The sequence below is a fragment of the uncultured Arthrobacter sp. genome (assembly GCF_947495145.1).
In the GTDB taxonomy this organism is placed as follows: domain Bacteria; phylum Actinomycetota; class Actinomycetes; order Actinomycetales; family Micrococcaceae; genus Arthrobacter_D.
Window position 1 is genome coordinate 56255 of the sequence record NZ_CANLXP010000006.1, and the last position, 18246, is coordinate 74500.

Here is an 18246-nt window from a genome sequence, read left to right on the forward strand (position 1 = left end):
AACGTTGTTCCATGAAGAGCAAGAAGGAGCTTCGAATGAAAATCAGGACCTCCCAACGGAGAGTCGCCGCTTCCGCGGCGGTGGCAGCGCTGGCTGTCAGCACGCTCGCGGCGTGCTCGGGCGGCGGCGGTGAGGCGGACAGCGAAGGGCAGTCCATCGTCGTCCAGACCACTGACACCATTCCCGACCGCGTTGCGGCCACGGAGGAGATCATTGCTAACTTCGAGGCCGACACCGGCATCCAGGTGGAGTTGGTGGGCGTGGCCGAAGATCAGTTCAACCAGGTGCTCACCTCAGGAGCGGCAGCGGGTGAACTTCCGGATGTCATCGGTTCCATCGGCCTGACACAGGTTCGCACTCTCGGGGCCAATGACCTCGTAAACACTCAGGCCACCGCAGAGGTGCTTGAAGCACTCGGGGAAGACACCTTCTCAGCGAGGGCGCTTGAACTGAACCGGGACGGCGATGAACTACTCGCCATTCCCAGCGAGTCCTGGGCTCAGCTTCTCTACTACCGCACGGATCTTTTCGAAGAGGCGGGCCTGCCGGCACCGGAAACCTACGATGACATCCTCGCCGCCGCTGAGGCTCTGGACTCACCCGAGATGGCGGGCTTTGTAGGCGCCACCGCACCGGGTGACGCTTTCACGCAGCAGACGATCGAGCACGTTGCGCTCGGCAACGGCTGTGAGATGGTGAACGAGTCCGGCGAGATCGTCTTCGACAGCCCCGAATGTGTTGGAGCGCTCGACTTCTACGGCAACCTCATCGAGAACTACTCGGTGCCGGGTGCCCAGGACGTGGACACCGTGCGTGCCAACTACTTCGCGGGTGAAGCCGCCATGTTCATCTGGTCCACCTTCGTGCTTGACGAGATGGCAGGCCTGCGCGACGACGCGCTGCCCACCTGCCCCGAATGTGCGGACAACCCTGCGTTCCTTGCCGAGAACACCGGCGTGGTCCCCGCCATCGTCGGTCCTGACGGCAGCACACCGGCCCAGTTCGGCCAGATCACCAACTGGTCCATCACGGCCAGCGCCAACACGGAGCCGGCCAAGCAGTTCGTCGAGTACATGATGAGTGACGGTTACGTGGACTGGCTGGCAATCGCGCCTGAAGGCAAGGTTCCGGTGCGCTTCGGCACAGCCGAGAACCCGACCGAATTCTCAGACGCCTGGCAGACCCTCCCCGCAGGTGTAGACCGCAAGGAACCACTGGAAAATTTCTACTCCGAAGAGGTTCTCCAGGCCCTGCAGACCGGCGTGGATGACCTGCTCCTCTGGGGCATTCCCCAGGGACAGGGTGACCTGGCCGGAGCGGCCCTGGGCGAACTGCCCATAGCCAACGCTGTTGCCGAGGTAGCCAACGGCGGAGTGGACCCGGAGACAGCCGTTCAGCAGGCTGCTGAGACCCTGAGCTCCATCCAGGACTCCCTCGAGTGAGCATGAACTCCCGTAAGGCCAGCGAGGCACCGGCGCGCAGAAACGCGTCGGTGCCTCGCACCCGCCAAAAGATCTCACCCATGGCCAAGGCGGAACAGCGCGCCGGGTTCACGCTGATCTCCCCCACCCTGATCATCGTCTTCGTCATGATCGTGCTGCCGATTCTCTGGACGATCATGCTCGCGTTCCAGCAGATTCGGCTGCTCAACCTCCGCACAGCGGGAATCTTCGGCAATTACACGGTGTCGAACTTCACCGAAGTGTTCTCCTCACCGGGCTTCATTGAAGCGTTGGTGACAACGCTTATTTACTCTGTTGCCGGAACGGGGCTGGCCATTCTGTTCGGGTTGATCGCCGCGCTGGCGCTGCGAAAGCCGTTTCGCGGCAGGACCTTCGTCCGCGCCGCGACGCTGATTCCCTACGTTGCTCCGATCGTGGCTGTGACCTTTGTTTGGACCACCATGCTGAATCCGCAGTTCGGCATCATCAACCACTGGGGAACCGAATACCTGGGCTGGGACCAGGCAGTCCCCTTCCTGAGCGAGCGCCAGCGGGAGGTTACCTTCCTCGGCCTGACCTTCACGGTCCCGACCGCACTGCTGACGGTGATCGCGTTCGAGGCCTGGCGCTCCTTCCCCTTCGCCTTCCTCTTCCTGACGGCCCGGCTGCAGGCGGTTCCCGCGAGCCTGGATGAAGCCGCCCGTGTTGACGGCGCAACTCCCACCCAGCGCTTCCGTCACATCCTCCTCCCGCAACTGCTGCCGACCATCGCCGTGCTGTCAGTGCTCCGCTTCATCTGGACTTTCAACAGCTTCGACGACATCTACCTGCTCACCGGTGGCGGCGCCGGAACCGAAGTCGTTGCCGTCCGTGTCTACAACTTCCTCACCGCGCGCGGTGATATCGGCGCAGCGTCCGCCCAGGCGCTGGTTCTGGCAGCCATCCTGGCCGTACTCGTCGGCGTCTATCTGAAGTTCTTCGCCAAGAAAGAGGAGGTGGGCTGATGTCGACCGAAACGCAAACCCGCCGCGAGCGCTCAGCGTCCACCCGACGTCCGTGGTCCCGGGACCGGGTTGAGACCCTGATCCTGACCTGGCTGCGCTGGATCATCATTGCGCTGATCCTCATAGTGACGCTCTTTCCGTTCTACTACATGCTGATCCTCTCGGTGCGGCCGATCTCCAGCCTCCTCCAAAATCCGGGAGCGCTGTGGATCTCGGCAACTGAGTTCAGCATTGATACCTACACCTCCGTTCTGCAGTCGCCCTCCGACGGCGGACAGGGCTTCCTGATCTTCATGCGGAACAGTGCCCTGGTGGCGCTGGGGACGGTTTTTGTCACGCTGCTGCTGGCCATCCCAGGCTCGTACGCGATCAGCAGGCTCCAGTTCTTCGGCCGTAACAAGATCAGTGCGCTTTTCCTGGCCGTCTACCTGTTCCCCAGCATCCTGCTCGCGATTCCGCTGTTCGTGTTCTTTACGCGGATCGGGCTCCGGGGAGAGCTTCTTGGGCTACTCCTGGTCTACGTGGCGCAGGTTGTGCCGGTCAGCATCTACATGCTGCGCAACTACTTCGAGACAATTCCCACCAGTCTCGAAGAAGCGGCAGCGATCGACGGCGCCAGCCGCTTCGCGATCATGCGTCGCATCAGCCTGCCGCTGGCCATGCCCGCCATCATCTCGAACGCGCTCTACATCTTCATGATTGCGTGGAACGAGTTCCTGTTTGCCCTGCTGTTCCTCGTTGAATCGCGGGAGAACTGGACCGTGTCCCTCGGCCTGTCGCAGCTGGCAGGAAGCATCGAAATCCCGACAACCGTCCTGATGGCCGGATCAGTCATCCTGACCCTGCCGATCATCATCATCTTCTTCGCGGCCGAGCGCCTCCTCACGGAGGGTCTCACGGCGGGCGCGGAGAAGGGCTAGTCCTCCACCACCTCAACGAAAGAAGTCATGCCCAGCATCGTGCAATTCTCCGCGCCCAGACTAGTGGAACTGGTCGAGTGTGAGCAGCAGGAACTGACGCCCGGCACCGTCCGTATCCGCACCTGGTACTCCGGCATCTCCGCCGGCACGGAACTGACCGCCTACCGCGGATCCAACCCCTACCTCTCCAAGAGCTGGGATGTTGCCCAACGCCTGTTCACCGAGGGAGCCCCCGCCTTCAGTTACCCGGTCGTCGGTTGGGGATACTCCGAGGTGGGGGAGGTGGTTGAGGCGGCGGACGACGTCGTCGGGCTCGCCGTCGGCGAAGTGGTCTACGGGATCTGGGGTCACCGCAGCGATGCGGTGGTCCCGGCGACGGCCGTGATGGGCAGGCAGGTCCCGGATGGTACCGAACCCCTGCACGGCATCTTCGCCCGGGTAGGCGCGATCGCCCTGAACGCGGTGCTCGGCGCAAACCTCCACCTTGGCGAGGACGTTGCGGTGTTCGGCCAGGGCGTGATCGGGCTCCTGGCGACCCGGCTGGCGAACCTGAGCGGCGCAAACGTCGTCGCGATCGACCATTTCGGGGTTCGGCTGGAGACCGCCAAAGCCATGGGTGCCCATGATGTGGTGGCGTCGAACGTGGCGGGCGGCGCCGCTGAGAGTATCCGGTCGCTGACCAATGGCCGGGGCGTGGACGTGGCCATTGAACTCAGTGGAAACTACCGCGCCCTGCACGAGGCTGTGCGGTCCGTTGGAGCCGATGGCAGGGTGATCGCCGCGGGGTTCTATCAGGGCGGTGGCGCACACCTGTCACTGGGCGAGGAGTTCCACCACAACCGGGTGCAGATTGTCGCCAGCCAGATCGGCGGTACGCCCGTAGGCCTGGGTACCCGCTGGACGCCCGCGCGATTGGTCTCAGTGTTCATGGATCAGCTCTCCGCGGGCAGGATCGAGGTTGCACCGCTGATCTCGGACATTGTGGACGCCCAGCAGGTGGCGCAGGCGTTCCGCCGGCTCGATGAGGGAGCTCCGCAGACAATGCAGACCGTCCTGCGGTTCGAAGGAGCACCAGCGTGAGTAATCCCCAAGCTCCCTCGCTGACCGAGGACGTCAAATCTCTCCTCGAGGCACACTGGGATGCCGACCGAGGCTGGACGGTACCGAATCCCAACGTTTACCCGCATCTCTGGCTCTGGGACTCCTGTTTCCACGCAATCGTCTGGGCAACCCTCGGCGATGGGCGCGCCCTGACCGAGCTTGACGCAGTACTGCAGGGCCAGCTGCCGGAAGGGATGGTTCCCCACATGCGGTACGGCGGCGGTCCGGCGGACACGTGGCTGGGACCGTTGCCGGCGTCGTCGTCCCTCACCCAGCCGCCCATGTTCGGACACGCGGTGAAGGTGCTACGGGAGCGAGGCCTGCAGCCATCCGCGGAGACGATCGAGCGCGCGCGGAAAGGGCTCGACTGGCTCTGGAACCGGCGTCGTACGGAAGAGGGCCTGATTTACATCGTCCATCCGTGGGAGGGCGGCAACGACCACTCCCCGCGGTGGGACGATTGGGGTGCACCCGGCCGGACGAAGGAAAATTACAGCCGCCCCGCCCGGACTGCCTGGAACAAGGAGCGGGTACGGGACATTTCATTCGCCGACGACGGCGCCGGGCAGTGGTCCTCCACCTTCGTCACCTGCCCCGCAAGTTTCAATGCCTACGTTGCATTCAACCTCGCCGAACTCGGTGAATCGCTGGGCGACGACGACCTCACGGCCCGCGCCCGTCAACTCAGTTCGGCGATGGACGAGCTGCTCTGGGACGAGGAGGAGCAGTTGTGGTCCGATCGTGCGGTGGTGGGCGGCGGCGCGTCAACCCGCATTCCAACCAGCGACGGCGTCATGGGCGCCCTGGTCACCAGCGACCCGGCCAAGGCAGCGGCGGCCCTGGACCAGCTCGAGGATCCAGCCCGCTTCGGTAGCGAACATGGGCCGACGAACGTTGCCCGTACCCATCCGTCCTATGATCCGGGAACGTACTGGCGGGGAACGGCCTGGCCACCGCTGAACTACCTGTTGTGGCTCGCGCAGCTCCGCTGGGACCGGAGCGAAGCGGCGGGCCGGCTGGCGGCGCAAACCGCGCGCTCCGCCGTCGAAAGCGGTTGGGCAGAGTACTGGAACCCTGAGACGGGCGAGGGCCTCGGAGCCATTCCGCAATCGTGGACTGGCCTGGTTATCGCGATGGACCCAGCGATGGACCCAGCGATGAATCCAGCCGCGAACACAGCCATGGATACCGATGCGACGACGGTGAGCGAGCGGAACCAATGAACACGTCCGTTCCCGATTACCGACCGCAGTTCCCGGCGGGAACCAGGCCGGCGATCGGCATCCTGGGATGCGGCGGCATCGCGCGAACAGCACATCTTCCCGCCTATGAGCAGTATGGGTTGGAGGTCGCCGGCGTCTGGAGCAGGCGTCCTGAAACGACGGCGGACGTCCGCGAGCGCTTCCCTTTCGTGGGCCGCATCTACGCAACGCCCGAGGAACTACTGGAGGACCCCGACGTCGGAATTGTGGATCTGGCAACGCCGGCGGAAGACCGCCTGCGCTGGCTTCGCGCCGCCGTCGCCGCCGGCAAGCACGTCCTCGCCCAGAAGCCCCTCACCACCGATCTGGCGGGGCTCGCTCCGATTCTTGCGGAGGCCGACGAGCGGGGCGTAATTGTCGCCGTGAACCAGAACGCGCGCTGGGCACCGGCCTGGCGCCTGGCAACGCTGCTGATCGAGAACGGCGCAATCGGGGAGGTGGTCGGCGTAACGCATCTCCATGACAAGCCGCTGCCGCCCATTGCCGGTACGCCCTTCGATGACCTGGAGCACATGCTCATCTCCGACTACCTGATGCACTGGATCGACATCACCCGCTGCTGGCTGGCCGGCAAGGACGCGAGCACGGTGCAGGCGGTCGACTCACGGGTGCCGGGGCAACCGGTCACGGCGAAGAACCCGTGGTCGGCGTCCATCTCGGTGGCCTGCACCGATGGTGCACACGCGCTGCTCCGGGTGGTCGGCGATGTTCGCACAAAGAAGCCGTCCTGCCCCTTCTGGATCCATGGAACCGAAGGCACCATCCGTGGAAGCGTGCTGGGCGGCTCCGACCGACTGGAACTGGAAAGGGACGACGTCGTCACCCAGTATTCGCTCAGAGGCCAATGGTTCGTTGACGGCTTCGCCGGGGCGATGGGCGAACTGATGAGCGCAATTGCGGACAACCGTCAGCCCTACAACAGCGCCGCTCACAACCTTGCCTCACTGGAACTGATGATCGGTGCGCGCAGGTCCGTCGAGGACGGCTCCCGTCAGCATCCCTTGCCCGGCGTGCAGTTCTAGGAACGGAGGATTGAGTGACTTTCAATACAGTTGATGAGTTGACCGTCTCACCTGCCCACGGCCGGATCTACGAGGAGGGCTGGCAAAGCTGGAGCCCCACCACCACCTACGCGATCACACAGACCTCCCGCCGCCCGGAATCCGGGCTACGCCACCTGATGCGCTTCCGCCCCGGGATGGAACAGCCGGGCAGCGGGTTCCATGCCGAAGGGCTGCTCGTTGTCGATCCGGGGACAGGGGATCCGGTCCGGGTCTACGGTGCTGTGCCCGGATCTGATGCGGTGCCGTCCATCCGGGCAGAACTGGATGGGGACACGCTCAGGGTCAGTGCCGACGGACCGGTCAGCTCGTTCGACAGTCCCGATCTGGTTGCGGGCCTTACCCGGTTCGGTGATGAATACGGCGCCGCCCGTGTTTCCCCGCTGAAGACACCGCCCGCTGTGTGGTGCAGCTGGTACCGCTACTTCGAGAACGTCACCGAACAGGACATCCTCGAGAATCTTGACGCGATCGAACGCTCCCAGCTTCCAGTGGATGTCATCCAGCTCGACGACGGTTGGGAAACCGCAGTGGGCGACTGGGCTCCCCGAACGGACCGGTTTCCCTACCTGGCAGGAATGGCGCAGCGAATCCACTCCAGCGGCCGGCGGGCGGGAATCTGGGTGGCGCCTTTTATAGCGGGCACCCAGACGGACCTCGCCAGGGACCATCCCGATTGGTTGATGGGACCGGCCGGCTTCAACTGGGGGCAGGAGCTGCGCGGCCTGGACCTGACCAACCCCGGATTGCGCGACTACCTGTGGACGACCTTCCGGAACCTGCACGAAACCGGCTTCGACTACTTCAAGCTCGACTTCCTCTACGGCGGCGCCCTGCCCGGGGACCGCCTGGTTGACGTCGGCGCTGTCGAGGCATACCGGTCGGGGCTGGAGCTGATCCGGGACGCCGTTGGCCCGGACAGCTACCTTGTCGGATGCGGTGCTCCCATCCTTCCAAGCGTCGGGCTGGTGGATGGCATGCGCGTCTCACCCGATACCTTCCATGAGCACGCACAGGACGCCGACGGTGAGCTGCGTGGCGCCATCGGCACCGCAGCACGCGCCTGGCAGCACGGCCGGTTCTGGGCCAACGACCCGGACTGCCTGGTGGCGCGTCCGGCGTTCGCCCTGCGCGAGGCGTGGGCAAAGGTCATCGAAGAGCACGGCGGTCTGCGTTCCGCTTCGGACCGCATTGCCGAGCTGGATGAGTGGGGCCTTGAGACGACCCGTCGCATCCTCGGCACCGCCCCGCCGCCTTCCCCGTTTCCGGCCTTCCCCAGTTCTCCTGCCTCCCCGAGCAGAGTCTCCGCCAGCAAACCGAATGGACCGTCATGACCTCCCCCGTCCCGGAATCACTCGCCAAAGCAGCCATAGCGGTGCTCAACCGGAACTGGGCAGGCTCACACACCCTTCCGGCCACGGGACTCTATCCGCACCAGTGGAGCTGGGACTCCGGCTTCATTGCACTGGGGCTGCGGCATGTCGATCCTGACCGCGCCCAGCAGGAGCTGGAGTCACTCCTCAACGGGCAGTGGGATGATGGCCGCCTGCCCCAGATCATCTATGACGTAAGCCGCGACGACGATTACTCACCCGGTGCTTCCTTCTGGCGGTCAGGCGAGCACCCGGACGCGCCGATCGTACCGACGACGGGGCTCATCCAGCCCCCGAATCACGCCTGGGCCGCCTGGGAAGTGCACCGCACAAACCCGGAAGCCTCCGAACGGAACAGCTTTCTCTCCCGGGTCTACCCGCGCCTCGTCGCCTGGCATGAATACCTTGCAACCCGCCGGAACCGGGGTGGAAACGGTCTTGCCAGCGTGGTCCATCCCTGGGAGTCGGGAATGGACAACTCGCCGCTCTGGGATGAAGCCCTGGCGCGGGTGCCGGACACGCCCAAGCATGAGATCCGCCGTCCTGACCTGCAACATGCCGACGCCGGTGAACGGCCGAGTGCCAAGGAATACGGCCGCTACTTCTGGCTGGCCGAGCAGTACCGCGACCACGGGTGCAATGACCTGGAAGGCGAAGACAGCTTCGTGCTGGAAGATCCCACCTTCAATGCACTGTGGGCACGATCGGAGCTCGCACTCGCTGACATTGCCCGCACCATCGGGAAGGACCCGGCACCGCACGACGAGCGTGCCCAGGCGCTGACGGACGCGTTGGAGACGCTTTTCGACACCGATCTGGGGCTCTATGTGGCGCGCGATGTCACCACCGGCGCGCTGGTGCGCAAGTCCACGATCTCGGGGCTCATTCCGCTGATCCTTGCCCGGTTGCATTCGGCGCAGCCCGTCCTGCAAACGCTGATGGGGCCGGGATTCCTCGGCAGCAAGCCCCACATGGTGCCCAGTTACGACATTCGTGCCGACGACTTCGAACCTGCCCAGTACTGGCGGGGGCCTGCCTGGTTCAACATGACCTGGCTGGTAATCCTCGGGCTGCGTACGCACAGTGCGCCGGATGCCGGTGCGCAAGATTCAGGTCTATATGAATCCGAAGCACAGCGACTGGCGACCAACCTGCAGGAGTTGGCGGTCAGGCACGGCTTTCCCGAATACATCGACCCTCTAACCGGCGCACCTCACGGGACCAGAAACTTCAGCTGGACTGCCGCGCTCGCCCTGGACCTACTCAAAGCGGAGACCGCACAGTAACGGATACCCAGCCGGCGCTTTGTTACGACACATATTGCGCAGGCCCCTCCCAAAAGCGTTTAGTGGAAGCTCACCATCCCGAGCGGCCGAGAGACCTGGATCGTTGACGCCGCAGCAACCCTTACCTGCATGCAGGAGAACGGGTGCTACTGCCAGGAGCGATGGAGTGATACATGAGCACCGTACTTCGAGCGCAACGTAACCCCGCCTCCCGCCAGGAGGGCAACCAGACACTGCCGCTCACTTTTTCTTCCCTGACCCGCAGTTTCGGAAGCGGAAGTGAGCAGCACGTAGTCCTTCGCGACGTCAGCCTTGACGTTGAAGCAGGCGAGGTCCTCGCCATTGTGGGCGCCAGCGGCTGCGGGAAGTCCACCCTCCTGCGAGCCGCCGCCGGACTGGATGCACCAACCAGCGGCGCCGTACTCATTGACGGCACAGGCGTAGACGGTATCGACCCGCGCTGCGCCGTCGCCTTCCAGGAACCCCGGCTGCTCCCCTGGCTCTCGCTGCGCGACAACATCGCGATCGGTCTGCCTCGGGGAACCAGCTCCGTGGCAGGCAAGGCGAAGGTCGAGGAGCTCCTCGGCCTGGTTGAACTCGACGGTTTTGCAGGCCACCGACCCCGCGAAGTGTCTGGAGGAATGGCCCAGCGGGCGTCACTGGCGCGGGCACTGGCACGCAATCCCGGTGTACTGCTCCTCGATGAACCATTCGGTGCACTGGATGCTCTCACGCGCCTGAAAATGCAGGACCTCCTGCTTCGGATCCACAACGCCACCCCCACCACTGTCCTGCTGGTCACCCATGATGTCGACGAAGCTCTCCAGCTCGCCGACCGGGTCATCGTGCTGGGCAAGGAGCCCGGCGTCGAAGGAGCAACCATCAGCCGCGTGCTGGAGGTGCCCGGTGACCGCCCGCGTGACCGCGGCTCAGCCGAACTTGCCGCGCTGCGAAGCTCCCTGCTCAGCAGCCTCGGCGTCGACAGCCACAAGCACTAACTTCCAGCCCTGCCTCAGTCCGCAGAGCCGTACATCTGCGGGCTGCGGCACCCACCATGTGCCGCGCGCCCATGACCAGACCCGTCCCCAAGCACTCTCCGAGAAGGATCCCCATGAAGAGCACCGCCCGTTCCCTGTTCGCCGCAACCGCTGCCGTAGCTGCCCTGACCCTCAGCGGCTGCGTTGCCGGCGAGAACGCCGACGGCTCAGTCGGCGAAGCCACAGCCGCGACAGGCGGCGAGCTCACCGTCGACTTCGCCACGTACAACCCCCTCAGCCTCATCATCAAGGACCAGGGCTGGCTGGAAGCCGAGCTCGAGGACGAGGGCGTCACCGTCAAGTGGGTCCAGTCCGCTGGATCAAACAAGGCCAACGAGCTGCTGCGCTCAGGTGAGGCTGATGTGGCGTCAACGGCGGGATCCGCAGCGCTGATGGCCCGCTCCAACGGCTCGCCCATCAAGACGATCGACATCTACTCCCAGCCCGAGTGGTCGGCACTGGTTACCACTCCGGAAACGGGTATCGAATCGGCGGAGGATCTCCGCGGCAAGTCCATCGCCGCTACCAAGGGCACCGACCCCTACTTCTTCCTGCTCCAGTCGCTGGCCGAGCACAACGTCGACCCGAGCGAAGTCACAATCCAGAACATTCAGCATGCCGACGGCTGGGCCGCCCTCAACACCGGTTCGGTGGACGCCTGGTCCGGCCTCGACCCGATCATGGCTGCCGCTGAAGAGGACGGCGCCGAGCTGTTCTACCGCAATGTGGACTTCAATACCTATGGCTTCCTGAACGCCACCGAGTCCTTCCTCGAGGAAAGCCCCGAGCTTGCCCAGGCCGTGGTCAATGCCTATGAAAAGGCACGCCAGTGGGCCCGGGAGAATCCCGAGGAGACTGCGGCGATTCTCGCTGAAGTCGCAGGCATCGAAGAGTCAGTGGCCACCAAGGTCATCACCGAACGGTCCAACCTCGACGTCGACGGAACCCCGGGCCAGGCCCAACTGGACGTGCTCGAGGTAGTCGGCCCGATGTTCGTTGAGTCCGGAGACGTCGCGAGCCAGGAAGACATCGACGAGGCCCTGTCCACCCTTCTCGATGACACCTACGCCACCAATGCCGATCCTTCCGCTATTGGAGAGTAATGAGCAATCCCTACCTCACCGGTAAGAGCGTCGTCCCGGGCGGCGTCGGCACCGGTCCCGCGCAGGTTCTCTCGCCGAAGGGGACAGCTTCACACAGCGGGACAAATCCTCCGAAGGGGTCAGACCAGTATGACGACGGCGGCCAGGGCCGCACGCCCGCCCGCCGGAAGCACCGGGGCAAGGCAGCTGCCCGGCTCGGACTGGGTCTGATTGTTCCGCTGGCGCTTCTGGCAGCGTGGCAACTCGCCGCCGTCGTCGGTTTGATCAGTCCGGTCACGCTGCCGGCGCCGACCGCCGTCTTCAACGCCGCTGCGGATCTGATTCAGCGCGGGGAACTGCGCATCCACATCGCAATTTCCACCCAGCGGGTGATTATCGGCTTCCTCATCGGCGCGATCGCCGGCCTGGCTGTCGGTGCATTCGTTGGCCTGTCGCGGTGGGTGGATACCCTGTTCTCGCCGACCATTGGCGCCATCCGCGCCGTCCCGTCGCTGGCATGGGTTCCGCTGTTGATGCTCTGGGTCGGAATTGGCGAGGATTCGAAAGTCATCCTCATCGCCATCGGTGCCTTCTTCCCGGTCTTCACCACCGTCTCAATGGCTCTGCGGCATGTGGACAGGAACCTCGTGGAGGCGGGAAAGGCCTTCGGCCTGAACGGGCTGAAGCTGTTCACGGTGGTTCAGCTGCCCGCCGTTGTTCCCTCGGTCATTTCCGGTCTGCGTCTGGCGCTGGCGCAGGCGTGGCTGTTCCTCGTCGCGGCTGAGCTGCTGGCGTCCTCGATGGGCCTGGGCTTCCTCCTCACCGATTCGCAGAACAACGGACGGGTGGACAGGCTGATCCTGGCGATCGTGCTGCTGGCAATCCTCGGCAAGATCACCGACGCCATCCTCGGCGTGTTTGAGAAGTGGGCTATCCGGAAATGGGCGTAACTGCCGTAGATTCCCTTGTTCTCGAGGACTTCACCACCGAGGAAGAGCGGCTCGCGTTCTGGGAGGAACAGGCGCGGCGGCTTGACTGGTCCTCCGAATGGCATACGCCGCACACGTTCGAACCGGCACGGCCGGGACCGAACGGCGAGCTGTCGGTGCCGCGCATCGAGTGGTTCGCCGGCGGCACGCTGAATGCCGCGTACAACTGCGTGGACCGTCATGTGGAGGCCGGACTCGGAGACAAGCCGGCCCTGTTCTTCGAGGGCGAGCCCGGCGACCGGCGCACGGTCACCTACGCCGAGCTCCAGGACGAGGTCTGCCGCGCGGCTAATGCCCTGACCGCTCTCGGAATCGGCAAGGGCGACCGCGTTGTCATCTACCTTCCCGTGCTGGTGGAGACCGTCGTCGTGACCCTGGCCTGCGCGCGGATCGGCGCGGTCCACTCGCTGGTCTTCGGCGGTTTCTCCGCCGAGGCGCTGCGGTTCCGGGTCGAGGACACCGGCGCCAAACTCCTCGTCACTACCGACGGGCAGTACCGGCGCGGCCAGGCCGTGCCGGTGAAGGAGAACGTTGACCTTGCGGTCGCCGGGGACAACGCCATCGAGCACGTGCTGGTGATCCGGCGGACCGGCAGCGAGACTGCGTGGACCGAGGGCCGCGACGTGTGGTGGCATGACGCCGTCGACGCCGCGTCCCCCCTGCACGAGGCGGAGGCGTTCGACGCCGAGACGCCGCTGTTCATCATGTACACCTCCGGCACCACGGGGAAGCCGAAAGGACTGGTCCACACCACCGGCGGCTACCTGACGCAGGCCTCCTGGAGTTACGAGTACCTGTTCAGCGTCCCCGACCCCGCGAAACGCGCCGACGACGTCCACTGGTGCACCGCCGATCTCGCCTGGGTCACCGCGCACACCTATGAGATCTACGGGCCGCTCTCCAACGGCGCCACCCAGGTGATCTTCGAGGGCACGCCGAACACCCCGCATCCGGGGCGGCACTTCGAGATCATCGAGCGCTATGGCGTGACCAGTTACTACACGGCGCCCACGCTGATCCGCTCGCTGATGGGCTGGTTCCCCGACGGTGTTCCCACCGAGTACGACCGCTCCTCCATCAAGGTCCTCGGCACGGTCGGTGAAGCCACCAATCCCGAGGCGTGGCGTTGGTTCCGAGAGAACGTGGGCTCCGGCACCGCACCCATGGTGGACACCTGGTGGCAGTCGGAGACGGGTGCGACCGTCCTCAGTCCCCGCCCCACCGATGCTTCCTTCAAGCCGGGCTGCGCCTCACGTGCCCTGCCCGGTGTGAGCACGCGGATAGTGAACGACGACGGCGAGCGCGTCAGTCCTGGCGAGCAGGGCCTGATCGTGGTTGACCGGCATGGCCCGGCGATGGCCCGTACGGTGTGGGGCAACCCGCAGCGCTACCTCGATTCCTACTGGCGGAAGTTCGCTGCACAGGGTTGGTTCCTGGCCGGCGACGGCGCCCGGTACGACGACGACGGCGACACCTGGATCCTCGGCCGCGTGGATGACGTCATCAACGTGTCCGGTCACCGGCTCTCGACCATTGAGATCGAGTCGGCGCTCGTGTCCCATCCCCGGGTGGTCGAGGCCGGGGTTTGCCCGGTGGCTGACCCGGTGACGGGGCATGCGATCGCGGCGTTCGTCGTCGTGCACGGTGAGTCCGGCACTCCGGCGTTGGAACAGGACCTGCGCAACCACGTCGCGAAGGCGATCGGGCCGATTGCCAAGCCGTCCGCCGTCGTCGTCGTGGAGGATGTGCCCAAGACGCGCTCGGGCAAGATCATGCGGCGGCTGCTGACCCAGCTGTATGAGGGAGCACCACTGGGTGACACCACCTCGCTGCAGAACGAGGGCTGTGTTCCGCGGATCGCGGAAGTCCTCGCTGGGCGAACCTAACGGAAGTTTTGTGCACGTATGGTGGATTCGACGGTCCACACGTCGCCACAGGCGCACAAAAGTTGGATCAATTTGGAGGAAACATGGGCACTGACCGCACCTTCGGCTTCCGCACCCGTGCTCTGCACGCCGGCGGAACCCCGGATGCCACGCACGGCGCACGAGCCGTGCCGATCTACCAGACCACGTCGTTTGTCTTCAAGGACACGGGCGACGCCGCCAACCTCTTCGCACTGCAGAAGTACGGCAACATCTACTCCCGTATCGGCAACCCCACTGTCGCGGCTTTCGAAGAGCGCGTCGCCTCGCTTGAGGGCGGCATCGGTGCGGTAGCAACGGCGTCGGGCATGAGCGCCGAGTTCATCACCTTCGCCGCGCTGTGCCAGGCCGGCGACCACATCGTTGCGGCAGCCCAGCTCTACGGCGGCACAGTGACCCAGCTCGATGTGACCCTGCGCCGGTTCGGCATCGAAACCACGTTCGTTCCGGGAACGGACCCGGCCGACTATGCCGCCGCCATCCAGGAGAACACCAAGGCCGTCTTCACCGAGATCATCGCGAACCCGAGCGGTGAAATCGCGGACATCGCGGGGCTGGCGGAAGTAGCGCACGACGCCGGTGTCCCCCTGATCGTCGACTCCACCCTGAGCACGCCCTACCTGATCCGCCCGCTGGAACACGGTGCGGACATCGTGATCCACTCGGCCACCAAGTTCATCGGCGGGCACGGCACCACGCTGGGCGGTGTGATCGTCGAAAGCGGGCGGTTCAACTGGGGCAACGGCAAGTTCCCCACCATGACCGAACCGGTCGCGTCCTACGGGAACATCCAGTGGTGGGCGAACTTCGGCGAGTACGGGTTTCTCACCAAACTGCGCACCGAACAGTTGAGGGATATCGGGCCGTCGCTGTCGCCGTCGTCGGCGTTCCAGCTGTTGCAGGGCGTCGAGACGCTGGCGCAGCGCGTGGACGAGCACGTGGCCAACGCACGAGCCGTTGCCGAGTGGCTCGAGAAGGATCCGCGCGTCGAGTACGTAAACTACGCCGGACTGCCCTCGCACGTGCACCATGAGCGGGCGAAGGAGTTGCTGCCACAGGGTCCCGGCTCGGTCTTCAGCTTCGGCGTCAAGGGCGGCCGCGAGGCGGGCCAGAAGTTTATCGAAGCCCTGCAGTTGGCATCCCATCTTGCCAACGTCGGCGACGCACGGACCCTGGTCATCCATCCTGGATCGACGACGCACCAGCAGCTCTCGGCCGAACAGCTCGAAGCCGCGGGGATCCCGGAGGATCTCATCCGGATCTCCGTCGGCCTTGAGGACCTCGAAGACATCCTCTGGGATCTCGACCAGGCGCTCGAGACCGCTGTTGCCGGAACATCAGAGCACCTCGAACACGCGTTGGACGTCAGTGCAGAGGAAGTCGCCGCAGAGGGAGTGAAGGCATGAGCACACCGGACCGCTCCTGGCAAGGCCCATCGGCCCCCGAACGCCTGAACATCCTCCGCAACGCGGAGTCGATTGCGATTGTGGGTGCCTCGGACAAGCCGTCTCGGGCGTCGTACTTCGTGGCGACGTACCTGCAGTCATCCTCGCCGTACCGGCTGTACTTCGTGAATCCGACAGCCACCGAGATTCTCGGGCAGCCGGTCTACAAGTCACTGGCGGATCTGCCGGAACGGCCCGACATTGTGGACGTGTTCCGCAGGCACGATGACCTCCCCTCGGTCCTCGATGAAGCAAAGGCCGTCGACGCCAAGGCCCTGTGGCTCCAGCTGGGCTCCTGGCACGAGGACGTTGCGCGGAACGCCGAAGCTGCCGGCCTGAACGTCGTGATGGACCGCTGCATCAAGATCGAGCACGCACGCTTTCACGGCGGTTTGAATCTCGCCGGCTTCAACACCGGTGTGATCTCCTCAAAGCGTCAGGTCATCGCCTGATACCAGGTAACTGAAGGAAATTTTCCGCCCGAATGGAAGGTGGCAGAAAGTTATCGATAGTGGTCGTTTCTGCCACTGTTGCCTCCTCCACGGTGAGAGCACCATCGAGGTATGGAAATCGTCGTCGTACTGGTTGTTGTAGCCGTTCTTATCTCGGCTGTTCTCCGCACTGTTCGCGCAGACGGAGCGGGGCATAATCCCCCCATACGGTCGCACTCGGGTTGGGGCGACTCCGCCCTGCCGAGCCGGTCCTATTCCGACCTCACCGCGGCGGGGGCATAGCCATGGCGCTGCTGATTGTTCTGACGGTGACGGTCGCACTCTTTGCTTACGTCGGCCGCAGTGCAGTACCGGCTGCGGAGCGACTGCCGCTTCGCTCCTGGGGACTGCGCGGCCTGGCGAGGAATGCCTGGCTGGGACTGGTCGTGTGCGCACTGGACACGCCGCTCGACCGCACCATGGAAGAGATGTTCCGCGCCTGCCGCTGAGCTTGCGAGTCGCAGTGTTACGACAGGATCCCCGGTTATGGCGGGGATCCTGTTCTGTGCCGCTAGATTGGTGCTGATCAATCCGGGCGATTCGCGTTCCCGCGCCCATGATGACTACGGAGTAACCGATGAGTCCCAGCACGGTTCCATCCCACCACGCCGCAGTAAGGCGTGTTTCGACGCCGCTTCCGGTCTCCTTTGTGAAACTGCACGCCGAGGGCGTTCGGGACGTCAGTCTGGACATCCGCGCCGGTGAGGTGCTTGCCTTCGTAGGCGGCAACGGCACCCAGAACGACGGCGCCTCCCGCCTGTTGCGTGCAGCCGCCGGTCTCGATCATCCACAGTCGGGATCAGTGCTCGTGGGCGGAGAGCCGGTACGGCGCACCGACGACCGCTGCTCCTGGGCCCCCAGGGACGCTGATCTGCAGCCGACCCACTCCCTGCAGGCAAACCTTGCACTTGGTCTTCGCAAGAGTTCCAGCGCAAGCGAGGGCAAGGCGAAAATCGCTGAACTTCTCGATCTGACCGGCCTGCACCGGTTCGCGAAACTGCTGCCCACGGACGTCACCGCTGAGATAGTCCGGCGCGCAGCATTGGCCCGCGCGCTGGCAAGCACGCCGGGCGTCATGCTTCTCGATCACCCGTTCACCGCCGTCGAGGGCGCTGCCCGAACCGTGCTGCACAATGTACTGCAGACCCTTCACCGTGCGCTGCCCACCACCGTCCTACTGGCAACCAACAGCATGGAAGAGGCCCTCCGCCTCGGCGACCGGGTGGTTGTGCTCGGCCGTTCCGTCGCCGGGGACGTGAGCGAAGCCCTGTCGATCTGCGAAATCCGGGACGGCCAGCGGAAGCGGTAAGTTCAAGGGCTCACCGCCCTGTGGATAACCAAAGTCAGTACCGTCCGATGCTCGATACTCTCGTTCGATGGGAGATCAAACGGACGCCAACGGGCACGGCACTACTTCTGAAATCGACACCCGGCGACCAGGCAGATCCTGGTTCTGGAAGGTGCGTAAACTGTTTGGGTTCGCTGCGCCGATCATCGTCGTCGCACTGGTTTTCATGATCGTTCAAATGTTCGGCACCGTCCCGGAGGATGACCAAAACGCCACAATCGACGTGGTTATCGTGTACGCGTCGGCGCTCCTCAGCCCGATGGGTATAACCGCCCTTGCAGGATTCCTCTGCGCCTACTCCACCCACGGCAACCCGGGACTGGTGACCGGCACGGTGTCCCTCTACGTGAACCTGACCTTCACCGTGGTGCTGATCGTCCCCGCCCTCGTCATGCTGCCCTTCTTCCTGCGGGCCGCACCTACCATGATTCCGGAACTGGCTGCCTGGCTGGGCGCTGGTCTCAGCGGGTGAAAAATCCA

Annotated in this window: 17 protein-coding genes and 1 riboswitch; all 17 genes read left to right on the forward strand. The window is 64.7% G+C overall.

All coding sequences use genetic code 11. The annotated features are described in order from the left end of the window. The first annotated feature begins 35 nt into the window (after positions 1-35). The 17 genes from Q0877_RS06145 to Q0877_RS06225 all read left to right on the forward strand — a co-directional run bounded on the left by Q0877_RS06145 (position 36) and on the right by Q0877_RS06225 (position 18238). Positions 36-1442: an ABC transporter substrate-binding protein gene (locus Q0877_RS06145; RefSeq protein ID WP_299166500.1), complete on the forward strand. Its 1407-nt coding sequence runs from the start codon at positions 36-38 to the stop codon at positions 1440-1442. Between the two features lie 2 nt (positions 1443-1444). Further along, the gene (locus Q0877_RS06150; RefSeq protein ID WP_299166622.1) at positions 1445-2446 is read left to right on the forward strand and encodes a carbohydrate ABC transporter permease; all 1002 of its coding nucleotides are present in this window, start codon (positions 1445-1447) and stop codon (positions 2444-2446) included. After that, positions 2446-3366 carry a carbohydrate ABC transporter permease gene (locus Q0877_RS06155; RefSeq protein ID WP_299166501.1) on the forward strand — a complete coding sequence of 307 codons (921 nt, stop codon included), beginning with the start codon at positions 2446-2448 and terminating at the stop codon, positions 3364-3366. Before Q0877_RS06150 ends, Q0877_RS06155 begins: the two co-directional genes overlap by 1 nt. Positions 3367-3393: 27 nt before the next feature. Next, a complete protein-coding gene (locus Q0877_RS06160; protein WP_299166502.1) occupies positions 3394-4446 on the forward strand; it encodes a zinc-binding alcohol dehydrogenase in 1053 nt (350 codons plus the stop codon). Beyond that, positions 4443-5690, forward strand: coding sequence for an MGH1-like glycoside hydrolase domain-containing protein (locus Q0877_RS06165; RefSeq protein WP_299166503.1), 1248 nt, complete (start codon positions 4443-4445; stop codon positions 5688-5690). Before Q0877_RS06160 ends, Q0877_RS06165 begins: the two co-directional genes overlap by 4 nt. Continuing rightward, a complete protein-coding gene (locus tag Q0877_RS06170) occupies positions 5687-6751 on the forward strand; it encodes a Gfo/Idh/MocA family protein (RefSeq protein WP_299166504.1) in 1065 nt (354 codons plus the stop codon). The genes Q0877_RS06165 and Q0877_RS06170 overlap by 4 nt, the downstream gene beginning before the upstream one ends. 14 nt (positions 6752-6765) lie before the next feature. Next, the gene (locus tag Q0877_RS06175) at positions 6766-8124 is read left to right on the forward strand and encodes a glycoside hydrolase family 36 protein (protein WP_299166505.1); all 1359 of its coding nucleotides are present in this window, start codon (positions 6766-6768) and stop codon (positions 8122-8124) included. Further along, positions 8121-9449 carry an MGH1-like glycoside hydrolase domain-containing protein gene (locus Q0877_RS06180; RefSeq protein ID WP_299166506.1) on the forward strand — a complete coding sequence of 443 codons (1329 nt, stop codon included), beginning with the start codon at positions 8121-8123 and terminating at the stop codon, positions 9447-9449. The genes Q0877_RS06175 and Q0877_RS06180 overlap by 4 nt, the downstream gene beginning before the upstream one ends. Before the next feature lie 70 nt (positions 9450-9519). Next, positions 9520-9617: riboswitch (SAM riboswitch) on the forward strand. A gap of 5 nt (positions 9618-9622) precedes the next feature. Then, the gene (locus Q0877_RS06185) at positions 9623-10447 is read left to right on the forward strand and encodes an ABC transporter ATP-binding protein (RefSeq protein WP_299166507.1); all 825 of its coding nucleotides are present in this window, start codon (positions 9623-9625) and stop codon (positions 10445-10447) included. 113 nt (positions 10448-10560) lie between these two features. Next, positions 10561-11589 (forward strand): aliphatic sulfonate ABC transporter substrate-binding protein, encoded by a 1029-nt coding sequence (locus Q0877_RS06190; RefSeq protein WP_299166508.1) that lies wholly within the window; start codon positions 10561-10563, stop codon positions 11587-11589. Beyond that, positions 11589-12518, forward strand: coding sequence for an ABC transporter permease (locus Q0877_RS06195; protein WP_299166510.1), 930 nt, complete (start codon positions 11589-11591; stop codon positions 12516-12518). Before Q0877_RS06190 ends, Q0877_RS06195 begins: the two co-directional genes overlap by 1 nt. After that, positions 12509-14443, forward strand: a complete 1935-nt coding sequence (gene acs, locus Q0877_RS06200) for an acetate--CoA ligase (RefSeq protein WP_299166511.1) — start codon at positions 12509-12511, stop codon at positions 14441-14443. Before Q0877_RS06195 ends, acs begins: the two co-directional genes overlap by 10 nt. Before the next feature lie 83 nt (positions 14444-14526). After that, complete coding sequence (locus Q0877_RS06205) at positions 14527-15888, forward strand: O-acetylhomoserine aminocarboxypropyltransferase/cysteine synthase family protein (protein ID WP_299166512.1); 1362 nt, start codon at positions 14527-14529, stop codon at positions 15886-15888. Further along, positions 15885-16379, forward strand: coding sequence for a CoA-binding protein (locus Q0877_RS06210; RefSeq protein WP_299166513.1), 495 nt, complete (start codon positions 15885-15887; stop codon positions 16377-16379). Before Q0877_RS06205 ends, Q0877_RS06210 begins: the two co-directional genes overlap by 4 nt. A gap of 284 nt (positions 16380-16663) precedes the next feature. Beyond that, positions 16664-16867, forward strand: coding sequence for a hypothetical protein (locus tag Q0877_RS06215; RefSeq protein ID WP_299166514.1), 204 nt, complete (start codon positions 16664-16666; stop codon positions 16865-16867). A 128-nt stretch (positions 16868-16995) separates the two neighbouring features. Continuing rightward, entirely contained in the window at positions 16996-17727 is a 732-nt protein-coding gene (locus Q0877_RS06220; RefSeq protein ID WP_299166515.1) for an ATP-binding cassette domain-containing protein, read from the forward strand. Positions 17728-17794: 67 nt separating this feature from the next. Beyond that, positions 17795-18238: a hypothetical protein gene (locus Q0877_RS06225; protein WP_299166516.1), complete on the forward strand. Its 444-nt coding sequence runs from the start codon at positions 17795-17797 to the stop codon at positions 18236-18238. Positions 18239-18246: the final 8 nt, after the last annotated feature.

Coding starts and splice junctions, on each gene's coding strand:
- acs (WP_299166511.1), top strand. CDS start 12,509: ATGGGCGTAACTGCCGTAGATTCCCTTGTTCTCGAGGACTTCACCACC.
- Q0877_RS06180 (WP_299166506.1), top strand. CDS start 8,121: ATGACCTCCCCCGTCCCGGAATCACTCGCCAAAGCAGCCATAGCGGTG.
- Q0877_RS06215 (WP_299166514.1), top strand. CDS start 16,664: ATGGCGCTGCTGATTGTTCTGACGGTGACGGTCGCACTCTTTGCTTAC.
- Q0877_RS06210 (WP_299166513.1), top strand. CDS start 15,885: ATGAGCACACCGGACCGCTCCTGGCAAGGCCCATCGGCCCCCGAACGC.
- Q0877_RS06170 (WP_299166504.1), top strand. CDS start 5,687: ATGAACACGTCCGTTCCCGATTACCGACCGCAGTTCCCGGCGGGAACC.
- Q0877_RS06160 (WP_299166502.1), top strand. CDS start 3,394: ATGCCCAGCATCGTGCAATTCTCCGCGCCCAGACTAGTGGAACTGGTC.
- Q0877_RS06145 (WP_299166500.1), top strand. CDS start 36: ATGAAAATCAGGACCTCCCAACGGAGAGTCGCCGCTTCCGCGGCGGTG.
- Q0877_RS06220 (WP_299166515.1), top strand. CDS start 16,996: ATGAGTCCCAGCACGGTTCCATCCCACCACGCCGCAGTAAGGCGTGTT.
- Q0877_RS06225 (WP_299166516.1), top strand. CDS start 17,795: ATGGGAGATCAAACGGACGCCAACGGGCACGGCACTACTTCTGAAATC.
- Q0877_RS06150 (WP_299166622.1), top strand. CDS start 1,445: ATGAACTCCCGTAAGGCCAGCGAGGCACCGGCGCGCAGAAACGCGTCG.
- Q0877_RS06205 (WP_299166512.1), top strand. CDS start 14,527: ATGGGCACTGACCGCACCTTCGGCTTCCGCACCCGTGCTCTGCACGCC.
- Q0877_RS06190 (WP_299166508.1), top strand. CDS start 10,561: ATGAAGAGCACCGCCCGTTCCCTGTTCGCCGCAACCGCTGCCGTAGCT.
- Q0877_RS06195 (WP_299166510.1), top strand. CDS start 11,589: ATGAGCAATCCCTACCTCACCGGTAAGAGCGTCGTCCCGGGCGGCGTC.
- Q0877_RS06155 (WP_299166501.1), top strand. CDS start 2,446: ATGTCGACCGAAACGCAAACCCGCCGCGAGCGCTCAGCGTCCACCCGA.
- Q0877_RS06185 (WP_299166507.1), top strand. CDS start 9,623: ATGAGCACCGTACTTCGAGCGCAACGTAACCCCGCCTCCCGCCAGGAG.